The organism is Curtobacterium sp. MCLR17_051, from assembly GCF_003234395.1.
GTDB classification, from domain to species: domain Bacteria; phylum Actinomycetota; class Actinomycetes; order Actinomycetales; family Microbacteriaceae; genus Curtobacterium; species Curtobacterium flaccumfaciens.
On the sequence record NZ_QKTA01000008.1, the window covers coordinates 1 to 12,866 of the forward strand.

Here is a 12,866-nt window from a genome sequence, read left to right on the forward strand (position 1 = left end):
CCGCCGCACACCTCCCGCCACGACCGAAGGACCACCCCGCATGAGCATGACCCCGGAGCAGGCCACCTGGTTCGCCGACGTCGCAGGCCGCATCGTGACCAACGTCGAGCAAGTGCTCCTCGGGAAGACGTTCGTGATCCGCCTCGCGGTCACGGCGATGCTCAGCGAGGGGCACCTGCTCCTCGAGGACGTCCCCGGAACGGGCAAGACGAGCCTCGCCCGGGCGATGGCGCAGAGCGTGCAGGGCACCACGAACCGCATCCAGTTCACCCCCGACCTGCTGCCGGGCGACATCACCGGCATCAGCGTCTACGACCAGCGGACGCAGGAGTTCGACTTCCACCGCGGGCCGGTCTTCGCGAACATCGTGCTCGCCGACGAGATCAACCGTGCGAGCCCGAAGACGCAGTCCGCGCTGCTCGAGGCGATGGAGGAGTCCGCGATCACGGTCGACGGCGTCAACCACCGTCTCGCCGCGCCGTTCATGGTCATCGCGACCCAGAACCCGATCGAGCAGGCTGGCACGTACCGTCTGCCCGAGGCGCAGCTCGACCGCTTCCTCATGAAGACGTCCATCGGCTACCCCGACCACGCCGCGACGGTGAAGATCCTCGAGACCTCGTCGGCTCCCTCCGCGTCGGTCCCGCTGGCGAGCGTCGTGCCCGCCGCGACCATCACCGAGATGGCCGCCCTGGCCCGCACCGTGCACGTCGACGCGGTGATCGCCGACTACGTCGCCCGTCTGGTGGACGCGACCCGCTCGGCGAGCGAGGTCCGGCTCGGCGTCAGCGTCCGTGGGGCGATGGGCCTGATCCGTGCGTCCCGTGTCCTCGCGGCGCTGAGCGGTCGCCACTACGTCACGCCGGACGACGTGAAGGCACTGGCCGTCCCGGTCCTCGCGCACCGCCTGGTGCTCGACGCCGAGGCCGAGTTCGACGGCGTCAGCGCGCCGAGCGTCATCGCGCAGCTCCTGGTGGAGACCCCGCCGCCCGCCGACCGAGTCACGACGTGACGGACCGCCGGCCCGTCTCCACGCGCTCGCGCCGTCCGTCCTCGACGCGGTCGCGTCGTGGCACGACGGCGTACGAGCGCACGGGGACGGTCACCGGCATGACCAACGTCCGGACGCGCATCGTCGGTGACCGCGAGGGCGTCGCAGCGGATGCGGTCATCGGGATCGTCCGGCTCTGGGCAACGGCCTGGAGGCTCGTCCTGCGTCTCTGGGGCGAGGTCTCGTCCGTCGTCACCGGGCTCGGGTGGACGGTCGCCGCCCTGACGCTCGTCGCGTTCGTGACCGGCTACCGGTTCGGCCTGCGGGAGATCGTCGTCGTCGGGTTCGCCGGCGCCGTGCTCGCGGTGGTCGCCGCGGTGGCGTTGATCGGCCGGTCGCGGCTGGCGATCCGGATGCGGCTGCCGCAGCACCGTGTGGCGGTTGGCGACGACGCCGGCGTGATCATCACGGCCGAGAACCCCACGCGTCTGCCGTCGGTGCCGACCACCGTCGAGGTCCCGGTCGGATCCGGCCTCGTCGACGTCGCCATCCCGGCCATCGGGCCGCACGGCACCTTCGAGCGGGAGGTCCCCGTCCCGACGCTCCGCCGCGGGGTGCTCGACGTCGGTCCCGTGACGGGCGTCCGCGCCGACCCGGTGGGACTCGTCCGCCGCGAGCTCGTCTGGACCGCCCGTGAGCAGGTCATCGTGCACCCGCGCACCATTGCGATCCCGTCGACGAGCACCGGCTTGGTGCGCGACCTCGAGGGGCAGGCGACGACGGACCTGTCACCCGCGGACATCGCCTTCCACGCCATCCGCGAGTACATGCCCGGCGACGACCCGCGCACCATCCACTGGAAGTCGACCGCCAAGTCCGGCGCGCTCATGGTCCGGCAGTTCGAGGACACCCGTCGCTCGCACCTCGTCGTCGCGCTCGGCATCGCCCGCGGTGAGTTCGCCGACGACGAGGAGTTCGAGCTCGCCGTCAGCGCGGCCGCGTCCCTCGGCGCGCGGGCGATCCGCGACGGCCGTGAGGTCTCGGTCGTGGTGTCGCAGCGCACGCCCGAGTTCGCGAAGCGTGCCGTGTACGCCGTGCGGACGCTCCCCACCGTCACGCCGACGCGCCTGCTCGACGACTTCGCCTCGGTCGGCCTCGCTGACGCGTGCCTGCCGATCGCCGAGGTCTCCCGGATCGTCGGCAGCGACACCGAGGGCATCTCCGTCGCGTTCCTCGTGGTGGGGTCGACCGTCGGTCTGCCCGCGCTCCGACTCGCCGCCACGCGGTTCCCCGTCGGGGTGGAGGTCGTCGCGGTGATCTGCGAGCCCGAGGCCCAGCCGCGGTTCCTGCGCGTCGCGGGTCTGACGGTGATGACCATCGGCTACCTGGACGACCTCCGGCACGCCCTGCACCGATCGGCGTCGGCAGCATGAGCGCCGCACCCGTGACCACCCCGGCCCCGGCACAGGACCGGGCGAGGCGCTCGACCCGGCGTTCCGACCGTCGCGACGCACGGCGGCTCGTGCCGTTCCGGCTCGCCGGCGGCACGCTGGCGGTCTGGCTGTTGCTGGCCGTCGCGAGCACGTCCTGGTGGCCGGTGTACCGGGACGGCGCGATGATCACCGCGGCCGTCACGGCGATCGTCATCGGGACGGTCGTCGCGCTCCTCGGCACCCTGTTCCGGCTCCCGACGGCCGTCGTGGCGGTCGCGACCGTCGCCGCCTTCACGCTCACGGGCGTCCCCGCCGCCGTGCCGAGTCAGGCCAACGGCCTGCTGCCCACCGGACGCGGCCTCCTCGACCTCTTCGCCGGCGTCGCCCTCGGCTGGAAGCAGCTGGTGACCATCAGCCTGCCGGTGGGCTCCTACGAGGCGCTCCTCGTGCCGTACTTCGTAACGCTGCTCGTGGCCACGGTGACCGCCGTGAGCGTGGCGACCCGCGCCTCCAGGCAGGAACTCGCGAGCATCCCGGCACTGGTGCTCTTCGCGGTGGGGGTGGTCGTCGGGCCGAGCCGGCTCGACACGTCGATCGTGACGGCGGTCGTCCTGGTGGGCCTCGCCCTCGTCTGGGCGCTGACCGTGCGGCACGCACGGCGCGCCGTCGCGGTGGCGACCACCATCGGTGCACGCGTGCCGGTCGCGCGGTCGATCGTCCGCCCCGCCCTCGTGGGAACCGGCACCATCGTGGCCGCGGCGGTGGTCGCGACCGGACTCGGCCTGGTGGCACCTCCGTCCGGTGAGCGCACGGTCGCACGCACCGACGTCGTGAAGCCGTTCGACCCACGCGACTACGTCAGTCCGCTCAGCGGGTTCCGCGCCTACGAAGAGTCCACCGCTTCGGACGTGACCCAGCTCCGGGTGACCGGCCTGCCCGAGGGCGGGTTCGTGCGCATCGCGACGCTCGACACCTACGACGGCGTCGTCTACCGCGTCGGCGGGGCCGACGGCTCGGCCGGCTCGGGCACCTTCGAACGTGTGCCGACCGCGGTCGACGTCCGTGGCGTCCGGGGCACCACGGTCGACGTCGGTGTGACGGTCGACGGGTACCGCGGGGTGTGGCTGCCGACGGTCGGTGACCTGGAGCGCGTGGAGTTCACCGGGCAGGACGCCGACGACGAGCGCGGCGCCTTCTTCTACAACGGATCGACCGGTACCGGCGCCGTGGTCGGCGGAGTCGGGGACGGCACGTCCTACGACCTGACGGCGGTGCTGCCCGACCAGCCGACGGAACGCCAGCTGGCCACCGCACGGCCGGGAAGCGCCGCCGTGCCCACCGCGCGGGACGTCCCCGACGCCGTGCGCGACACCGTGGAGTCCACGACGAAGGACGTGTCGGCACCCGGTGCGAAGCTCCTCGCCGCGGTGCAGTCCCTGCAACGGAACGGGTACGTCAGCCACGGTGTCGGCGACGACCGGATGAGTCGGTCCGGTCACGGTGCCGACCGTGTCCAGGAGCTCCTCACCGCACCCCTGATGATCGGGGACCAGGAGCAGTACGCCGCGGTGGCCGCACTGATGGCGGACGAGATCGGGTTCCCGGCACGGGTCGTGATGGGCTTCACGGCCGGGGGAGACTCGGGCCGCGACGGCACCGCAGCGCGTGGCGGGACGACGACCTTCCGTGGGTCCGACGTCACGGCCCGCATCGAGGTGGACACCGCGCAGTGGGGATGGGTGATGCTCAACCCCAACCCCGAGGTGCGCGAGATCCCGAACGAGCAGCAGCAGACCCCGCAGCCGGTCACCCGACCCGAGACGGTGGTGCCGCCGCCCCCGGTCGACCGACAGGACCAGGACCAGCAGACGCCCCCCGAGAGCGACCGGAACACACCGCCGGTGCAGCCACTCTGGCTCCAGATCCTGCTCGCGGTGCTGCCCTGGGCCCTCGGGACCCTCGGCGTGGTCGCGCTCGTCCTGCTGCCGTTCGCCGTGATCGTGCTGCTGAAGCGACTGCGGCGCCGCCGACGGCGGAGCGCCACCACGCCCCGCGGCCGCATCGTCGGCGCCTGGGACGAGTACCGCGACGCACTGCTCGACCGCGGGCACGACGTGCGGCAGGCAGCAACTCGACGCGAAGCCGTGGTCGGTGCACCGGGCGACGGTGGCACCGGACTCGCCGCGCTGGCCGACCGTGCGGTGTTCGGTCCGAGTGACGCCGACCAGACCACCGCCGACCGCATGTGGGCGGCGACCGACGATGCGATCGGTTCGCTCCGGACGGGGCGGACCAGGCGGGAGCGGTTCCGCACCGCCGTCTCGCTCCGGTCCCTGCGGGGGACGGGACGCCGTCCGACGGCACGGTCCCGTCGGCGGACCGGCGGCCAGGCTGCGTCGGGGCGCGGCGACTACGATGTCCAGAGGCCGGACGAGCGTCGTGGACGGCCGAGTGAGGACAGAGGCACCCCGTGATCAGATGCGAACACTGCGGATCGATGCTCCCGGACGGAGCGATCTTCTGCGGTGAGTGCGGTCGCGCGGTCACCGCCGCCGCGAGCCGTCGCCCGGTCGCGCCGACCCCCGTCGAACAGGCACCGCCGCCACCGTTGCAGCAGCCCGACGCCCACGGCCGACGGTCCGACCCGGCTTCCGACGCCTGGTTGCCCGAAGCCACGCTCGATCCCGCCACGCGTGCGTGGCTCACCGGTGCCGACCGTCGCGGCACCGAACCGCCGGCACCCGTGCCGGTGCAGCGTCCCGATGACTTCGCGCCGCGCCAGGCCCCCTCCCATGTGCACGGTGCCGGGTCCGGGCTCGAGGACTGGTCGGGTGCGCCTGGCGAGTCCGAACCTGCCCTCGATCCCGACGCGTACCCGTCCGAACCCCTCGATGCCGACGACCCCGAGCGCACCCGGATCGCCCCGGCTCCCGGTCGCCCCGAGACGCCCGAGGACCCGATCCGCGATGCTCCGTCGTCGGTCTCGGACCAGGCGGCGCGACAGCCCGTCGAGTCCCAGCCCGTCGAGCCCCAGCCCGTCGAGCCGCCGCCCGCTGCCGAGCCCTCCGTTCCGGTGTGGGCGCCGCCCGCTGCCACCGCACCCCCGGCGGCACCCGCCGGTCCGTCCTGGTGGGTCGGTCGCGGTACCCCGGCTGCCGAGGTGCCCGCCGATCCGGTCGTCCCGCCGATGCCGGGAGCACCCGCCGAACCTGCTTCCGAACAGGACGCTGCGGCTCCTACGCCCGACGAACACGGCGCACAGGACGCACAGGAACCCCGGGACGCACAGGGTGCCCGGGACGCCTCCGAGCCGGAGCCCGACGAAACGATCGTGGCGGCGTCGGAGACCAGCGCCACCGACGACCAGCCGCCCGTCGTGTCGGCCCCGCAGCCCGGGGACACCGCCGTGGTCGAGCCGTTGATCGACCGTCGACCGCCGCGTCCGGCCCCGCTCGTCACCCCGGGCATGCACGAGACGACCATCTGCCACGTCTGCGGCAACCGGCTCGAACCCGACGACATCTTCTGCGGCGAGTGCGGAGCCGTCCGTCCGGCGGTCACCGCGGCCTTCACCGGCCCGGTCATGCCGCTGCCGATGACCCGACCCGACTGGGCCGCCGAGGAGTCCGACGGCACGCAGGTCGCCGACGTGGGCAACGCTGCGGACGAGCCGGACGAGCCCGACGCGGATCCGGCCGTGCCCGCGGGTCCGAACGAGTCCGACGAGCGCGCTGCAGGCGACGAGCCGGACGACGAGATCCCGGTGGACGACGAGTCCCTCCGCGCCGAGGTCGAGCAGTCCGATGCTGGCCGACGTCCCCGCGGGGCGCACGCTGCACCGGTGACCGAGCCGGATCCGCCGACCGAGGCGTCCGCCGTGCCGCATGCGCCGATCCCGCCGGTGCCCGGTTCCGCCACCGTCCCCTCCTCGGCACCGTCCGCCACCACCGCGGGCGTGCCCTCCGCCGCACCGCTGCCCCCGATCCCGGGAGCGACCGGACCCGCGCTGCCGCTCCCGCCCGTCGACCGGTCGGAGTCGCCCGCAGCGGCCGGCGCGCTCGACGACCTCGACGAGGACGTCGACGAGACCCGCATCGTCGCGAAGACCCCGACGCGGGCACCGTTCGTGCTGCACTTCAGCACGGGTGAACGGCTCGGCGTCCACGGCACGGGCCTGCTCGGCCGGCTGCCGCGACCGCAGCCGGGGGAGCGCTACGACGACCTGCTGACCGTGCACGACCCGGGCAAGTCCGTGTCGAAGACGCACCTCGAGCTCGGCCGCGACGGCGACGACCTGTGGGTCTCCGACCGGTTCTCCGGCAACGGCACGGTCGTCCGGCACATCGACGGATCGATCCGCCGCTGCGAGCCCGGTCGCCGGTACCGCGTCGAGCGTGGTGCCCGCGTCGACATCGGTGAGCAGTTCTTCCTGGTGCAGTAGGCGACTTCTCCACAGATCGGGTCCCGGGCCAGCGCTGAGCTGCTCGTTCCTGGTGCGATGGGGTCATGTCCCGGTTCACCGCACGTTGCGTGATCGTGGGGGCCGCGGTCGCGCTCGTCGTGGCCGGGGTCCTCGCGCCGATCAGCGGCGCGGGGCAGGGCGTCCTGCTCGGCGCGGGTGCGTGCTGCGCGCTGGTCGACGTGGTGCTGCACCGTTCGGCCTCGCCAGACCCGGTCGCGGTCGTCGCTCCGCGCGGACCTGACCAGCCCGCCGAGCCCGGACCGCTCGGTGCGCCGGAAACGCTGACGGGCACCGTTCCCGAGGACGGCGACGGCACGCCGGCACTCGTCCTCGGGCACGGTCCGGGCGGCCGCTTGGTCCGGGTCGACGCCGCGTCCCACGTCGTGGTCGTCGGTGCCGGAGCACTCGCCGTCGCGGTGTTCCGCGGGCTCGCCGAGCAACTCCGAGCCGCTGCCGTCCACACCGAAGAGGACCTGCGCTGGGCCGCTGCTCCCGAGGTCCTCGACGCCGTGGGGGCCAGCAGCGCCGATCCAGCCCCGAGCGCCCGCTCCGCGAGCACCCGGGCAGCGAGCACCCGGTCAGTGCACGCTCTGCCGTCGGGGACCTCGGTCGCGGTGCGGATGGGTGCCGACGGCCGACCGCACGGCTCCGTGGTGCTCGTGGCCGGACTCGGATCGGCGCCTCGTCAGCGGGACGTCACCGTCGAGGTCTCACGGTACGGCTGCTCCGTCCGTCGGCCCGACGACCACGCGGTCGTCCGGGTGTCCCCGGCGCTGCCGGTCCTCGTCCCCGACCCGGTGAGCGCCGATCGATGACCAGCTCCGATCGATGACCAGCGCCGACGCGTGATCAGCGCCCACGCTTGACCAGCGCCGAGCAACGATCAGCGCAACCCGGCGCCGACCCGCACCGCGCCGACGGGCACGCCGCCGCCGAGCACCCGCTCACCGGTCGCCTCGAGCACCTCGGCCACCCCGTCCGACGCCACGAGACCGTTCCGCTCGAGCAGCGCGAGGGCCGCCAGGGTGCCGGCCCGCTGTGAGCCGTCGAGCACCTTCACGGCCACGGCGGCGCCTCCGGGCAACCCCATGACCATGACGCCCTCGGCACCGAGCTTCGCCAGCACCTGCAGTCGCTCGATGGTGACCGTGTTCGCGCGTCCGACGCCGTCGATCGCCCACGGGTGCGCCAGGACCGCGTCGGTCAGCGCAGCGGAGTCGTCGTCGGCCCGTGCCACCACACCGGCGAACCCGCGTGCCAACCCCGTCAGTGTCAGCGGGAACACGGGGGCGCCGCAGCCGTCCGTACCGACCAGGTCGACGGTCTCGTGCGTGTACTCCTCGACCACGGAACGCACCCGCTGCTGCAACGGGTGCTCGATGTCGAGGTACGTGGCTTCGTCCCACCCGTTCACCCGGCAGGCCGCGAGCATGCCGGCGTGCTTGCCGGAGCAGTTCATCGCCAGGCGGCGGGGGCCGTCCATCGTGCGGGCGGTCCCGCGGTCGAAGGGCATGTCGGGCGGACAGCCGAGGTCGGATTCGACGTGGTCGAAGGACTCGAGCATGTGCAGGGCGAGCGCCTGGTGCGCCGCGGTGCCGGCGTGGCTCGCGGTGGTGAGGACGAGTTCCTCGTCGGAGAACAGCGCACCGGCACGTCGGACGGCCAGGGCCTGGAACGGCTTCATGGTGGAACGCGGGTAGATGCTCGCGGTCACGTCGCCGACGGAGTCGATCACGGTGCCGCTCGCGTCGACGACGACGCCGGCGCCGACGTGCCGGCTCTCGTCGAACCCTGAGCGTTCGAGCACCGCCAGCTCGACGGAACCGTCGGCGGTGAGAGGATGGCGATCACTGCGGACTTCGGGGCTCACCGTCATGCCGCCATGCTAGCCAAGGCGAAGGGGCGCACCCGTGCACGACCACTCCTACGAGGTCTCCGTCAGCTGGACGGGCGACCGCGGGACCGGCACCTCCGGGTACCGCGACTACGGCCGCGAACACGTGGTCTCCGCGACCGGCAAGCCGGACGTCCCCGGCTCCGCCGACCCGACGTTCCGCGGGGACCGTGACCGCTGGAACCCCGAGGAGATGGTGGTCGCGGCGCTGGCCCAGTGCCACATGCTCAGCTACCTGCACGTCGCGGTGACGAAGGGCTTCACCGTCGTCGACTACCAGGACACCGCGACCGCGTCGCTCCGCCTGAACCGCGACGGTTCGGGTGAACTGACCGAGGCGACCCTGCACCCGGTCGTCACGATCCTCGAGGCCGACCGGGTCGCGGACGCCGAAGCAGCACACGTCACCGCGAACGAGCTCTGCTTCATCGCGCGGTCCGTGGCGTTCCCGGTGCACCACGAGCCGCAGCTGGTCGTCCGACCTGCGTCATTGGCAGGGGACTCTTCGACAGGTGGGGCAGACTAGGTCCTCGTGAAGCGTCTCCGCCTGCTCCCGATCGCCATCGTCCCCGCCGTCGTGCTGGGACTCGCCGCCTGCTCCGGCTCCGGTTCGAACGGGTCCTCGGCCTCGCCGACCCCGTCGGCCAGTGCCACGGCCTCGGCGATCACCTCCTGCCCCGACCCGGGCAAGTCGTCCGATGCCATCAAGGCGACCGGGTCGTTCGGCGGACCGAAGGCCCCGACCGTGAAGTTCTCGTCCGGCCTGTCCGCGAAGACTCCGCAGGCCACCCGCCTCGTGAAGGGCAAGGGCGCGGCGCTCGACGAAGGCGACTACGCGCAGGTCTCCTACAGCGTGTACGAGGCATCGGACGCCAAGAAGCTCGGCACCGTCGGATTCGACGAGGGCAACCCGCAGGTGCTCTCCGTCGGCGGATCGGGCTTCGGTGCGCTCCTCGCCTGCTCGAAGGTGGGCGACCGGGTCGCCGCGGTCGGACAGTCCTCGGCACTCGGCTTCAACACCGGCGGTGAGATCGTCGTGGTCGCCGACGTCGTCGCGCAGACCCCGACCAAGGCGACCGGCACCCCGCAGGACCAGGACCCGGGCCTGCCCACGGTCAAGGACAAGGCCTCGGGCGAGCCGGAGATCACGGTCCCCGACGGCGTGAAGGCGCCCACGAAGACCACGGTCGAGGTGCTCAAGCAGGGCGACGGCACCGAGATCGCCGACGGCGACACCGCCCTCGTGCAGTACAAGGGCGTCGTCTACGACACCGGCAAGGAGTTCGACTCCTCGTGGTCGAAGGGTGTCCCCACCACCTTCACCGTGTCGGAGAGCGCGCTCATCAAGGGCTTCGTCACCGGGCTCGTCGGGCAGAAGGTCGGCTCGCAGGTCCTGATCGTCGCCACGCCGGAGGACGCCTACGGCGCGAACCCGCAGGAGGGCTCGGGCATCCCGAAGAACGCCACGCTCGTCTTCGTGGTCGACATCCTCGCCAAGGGCTGACCGTGACGGACGGCCGCCTCGGCACCACCGGTCCGGACCGTCGGCGGATCGTCGTCCTCGGCAGCACCGGCTCGATCGGCACCCAGGCGCTCGACGTGGTCGCCCGCAACCCCGACCGGTTCGAGGTCGTCGGGCTCACCGCCGGCAGCAACCGCGACCTCGTCGCCGAGCAGGCCGCCCGGTTCGGCGTCCGCGACACGGCGTTCGGCGCGGCCGACTCGGAGCAGCTCGTCCGGAGCGTCGAGGCCGACGTCGTCCTGAACGGCATCACCGGCTCGGTCGGCCTCGGCCCGACGCTCGCGGCGCTCGAGAGCGGTGCCGTGCTCGCCCTCGCGAACAAGGAGAGCCTGATCGTCGGCGGCTCCCTCGTGCAGCAGGCCGCGGCGCCCGGGCAGATCGTGCCCGTCGACAGCGAGCACTCCGCCATCGCGCAGGCGCTGCGCTCCGGCGCCGACGCCGAGGTGCAGCGGCTCGTCCTGACGGCGAGCGGCGGTCCGTTCCGTGGGCGCACCCGCGAGCAGCTCCGTGACGTCACCCCCGCCCAGGCACTGGCGCACCCGACCTGGGACATGGGGCTCGTCGTCACGACGAACTCCGCGACCCTGGTCAACAAGGGGCTCGAGGTCATCGAGGCCCACCTGCTCTTCGACGTGCCGTACGACCGCATCGACGTCACCGTGCACGCGCAGTCGATCGTGCACTCCATGGTCGAGTTCGTCGACGGCTCCACCATCGCCCAGGCGTCGCCGCCGGACATGCGTCTGCCGATCGCGCTCGGCCTGGCCTGGCCGGACCGGGTGCCCGGCGTCGGCGTGCCGCTCGACTGGACGACCGCGAGCACGTGGACGTTCGAGCCGCTCGACCAGGACGCCTTCGGCGCCGTCGCCCTCGCCAAGCGGGTGGGCGAGCTGGGCGGGACGTTCCCGGCCGTGTTCAACGCCGCGAACGAGCAGGCCGTCGCCGCGTTCCACGCTGGCGCGATCGGTTTCCTGGACATCGTCGACACGGTCGAGCGCGTCGTCGAGGAGCACACCGCGGGGGAGCCGTCACTCGACGGCGTACTCGCGGCGGAGCAGTGGGCCCGCACCGCTGCGGACCGCGCGCTGACCCGCTGACGCGAGTCGCGCCTCCCGTCCGACGCGGAGGCGGCAGACCGCGGACGTGACGCACAGGCCTGGAGGCCCAGCTCGCCTCTCAGACGGCGCTCGGCTCCGTCATGGAATCAGTCCCGTACTCTTTCCCGGTGACCGTCGAATCCGTCCTGCTCTTCGTCCTCGGCGTGGTCGTCTTCATCATCGGCCTGCTGGTCTCGATCGGACTCCACGAGCTGGGCCACCTGTCCTTCGCGAAGCTCTTCAACGTCAAGGTGACGCAGTACTCGCTGGGCTTCGGCAAGGCGATGTGGTCGTTCAAGCGGGGTGAGACCGAGTACGGGATCCGCCCGATCCTGCTCGGTGGGTACATCTCGATGGTCGGCATGCTCAAGCCGCGCGCCTCGGGCCGGGCGAACGCCATCACGAACACCGGCATGTACGGCGCGTTCGTGCAGGACGCCCGCCAGGCCAGCGCCGAGCAGATCGCGGACTCCGGCGGGGACGACTCCCGCGCCTTCTACCGCCTGACGCCGTGGAAGCGGATCATCGTGATGGTCGCGGGCCCGGCGATGAACCTGGTGATCGGCATCGTGCTGTTCGGTGTGCTGCTGTGCGGGTTCGGGGCGCCGACGACGACCTTCACGTCGAGCGTCGGGTGCGTGCTGCCGAACAGCCAGACGACCGAGTGCTCGCCCGGCGACGCGGTGTCCCCGGCGAAGCAGGCGGGCATCGAGTCCGGCGACGTCGTGCTCTCGGTGAACGGTGAGCAGGACCCCACCATCACCCGCGTCTCCGAGGTCTTCCAGGAGTCCGCTGGTGAGCAGGTCACCGTGGTCGTCGAGCGCGACGGTGCCCGCAAGACCCTCGAGATCACCCCGACGACCGCCACCCGCGACGTCTACGACTCCGAGGGCAAGGTCGTCAAGAACGACGACGGCACCACGAAGACCCAGCGCGTCGGCGTGGTCGGCGTCAGCATCGGGCAGTCCCTGGTGCGGCAGTCCCCGGCCGAGGTGCTGCCCGCGACCGGGGCCCAGATCGCGGCGTCGGCGCACCTGATCATCGACCTGCCGCAGCGCCTGGTCGCCGTGTGGAACGCCGCGTTCGGTGCCCAGGAGCGGTCGCAGGACAGCCCCGTGTCGGTGGTGGGTGTGGGCCGTGCGATCGGCGAGGTCTCGTCGATGAGCGGCGTCCCCGTGGTCGACAAGGCGTACACGATCCTCGGGCTGCTGGCCTCGCTCAACATCGGCCTGTTCGTGCTGAACATGGTGCCGCTGCTGCCGCTCGACGGCGGACACATCGCGGGTGCGCTCTGGGAAGCGATCAAGCGACGGTCGTTCAAGCTCGTCGGCAAGGCGGATCCGGGGCCCATCGACCTGGCGAAGACGATGCCCCTGACGATGGTCGTCGTGGTGCTGCTGGCGGGGATGAGTGCGCTGCTGATCTACGCCGACATCGTGCGGCCGGTGAACCTGTTCGGGTAGTCGC

10 protein-coding genes are annotated in these 12,866 nt (G+C 72.5%); 9 read left to right on the top strand and 1 reads right to left on the bottom strand.

Annotation, left to right across the window (positions count from 1 at the left end; all coding sequences use genetic code 11):
* Positions 1-40: 40 nt before the first annotated feature.
* The 5 genes from DEJ06_RS08705 to DEJ06_RS08725 all read left to right on the top strand — a co-directional run bounded on the left by DEJ06_RS08705 (position 41) and on the right by DEJ06_RS08725 (position 7,701).
* A complete protein-coding gene (locus tag DEJ06_RS08705; protein ID WP_027465773.1) occupies positions 41-1,012 on the top strand; it encodes a MoxR family ATPase in 972 nt (323 codons plus the stop codon).
* Positions 1,013-1,110: 98 nt separating this feature from the next.
* Complete coding sequence (locus DEJ06_RS08710; protein ID WP_071404615.1) at positions 1,111-2,424, top strand: DUF58 domain-containing protein; 1,314 nt, start codon at positions 1,111-1,113, stop codon at positions 2,422-2,424.
* Positions 2,421-4,898 carry a transglutaminase domain-containing protein gene (locus DEJ06_RS08715; protein ID WP_111039062.1) on the top strand — a complete coding sequence of 826 codons (2,478 nt, stop codon included), beginning with the start codon at positions 2,421-2,423 and terminating at the stop codon, positions 4,896-4,898. Before DEJ06_RS08710 ends, DEJ06_RS08715 begins: the two co-directional genes overlap by 4 nt.
* On the top strand, positions 4,895-6,865 hold the full coding sequence (locus DEJ06_RS08720) for a zinc-ribbon domain-containing protein (RefSeq protein WP_111039063.1): 1,971 nt from the start codon (positions 4,895-4,897) through the stop codon (positions 6,863-6,865). The genes DEJ06_RS08715 and DEJ06_RS08720 overlap by 4 nt, the downstream gene beginning before the upstream one ends.
* 65 nt (positions 6,866-6,930) lie before the next feature.
* A complete protein-coding gene (locus DEJ06_RS08725) occupies positions 6,931-7,701 on the top strand; it encodes a hypothetical protein (protein ID WP_111039064.1) in 771 nt (256 codons plus the stop codon).
* A gap of 68 nt (positions 7,702-7,769) precedes the next feature.
* Here the strand turns inward: DEJ06_RS08725 and DEJ06_RS08730 are convergent, their stop codons facing one another.
* Entirely contained in the window at positions 7,770-8,762 is a 993-nt protein-coding gene (locus DEJ06_RS08730) for an asparaginase (RefSeq protein ID WP_110864596.1), read from the bottom strand.
* Between the two features lie 34 nt (positions 8,763-8,796).
* On the opposite strand from DEJ06_RS08730, the gene DEJ06_RS08735 reads away from it, so the two are divergent.
* The 4 genes from DEJ06_RS08735 to DEJ06_RS08750 all read left to right on the top strand — a co-directional run bounded on the left by DEJ06_RS08735 (position 8,797) and on the right by DEJ06_RS08750 (position 12,862).
* Complete coding sequence (locus DEJ06_RS08735) at positions 8,797-9,306, top strand: OsmC family protein (protein WP_071404620.1); 510 nt, start codon at positions 8,797-8,799, stop codon at positions 9,304-9,306.
* Positions 9,307-9,312: 6 nt separating this feature from the next.
* Positions 9,313-10,284, top strand: coding sequence for an FKBP-type peptidyl-prolyl cis-trans isomerase (locus tag DEJ06_RS08740; RefSeq protein ID WP_071404621.1), 972 nt, complete (start codon positions 9,313-9,315; stop codon positions 10,282-10,284).
* A 2-nt stretch (positions 10,285-10,286) separates the two neighbouring features.
* A complete protein-coding gene (gene dxr / locus DEJ06_RS08745) occupies positions 10,287-11,399 on the top strand; it encodes a 1-deoxy-D-xylulose-5-phosphate reductoisomerase (RefSeq protein WP_111039065.1) in 1,113 nt (370 codons plus the stop codon).
* A 128-nt stretch (positions 11,400-11,527) separates the two neighbouring features.
* Positions 11,528-12,862, top strand: a complete 1,335-nt coding sequence (locus DEJ06_RS08750) for an RIP metalloprotease (RefSeq protein WP_181433063.1) — start codon at positions 11,528-11,530, stop codon at positions 12,860-12,862.
* Positions 12,863-12,866: the final 4 nt, after the last annotated feature.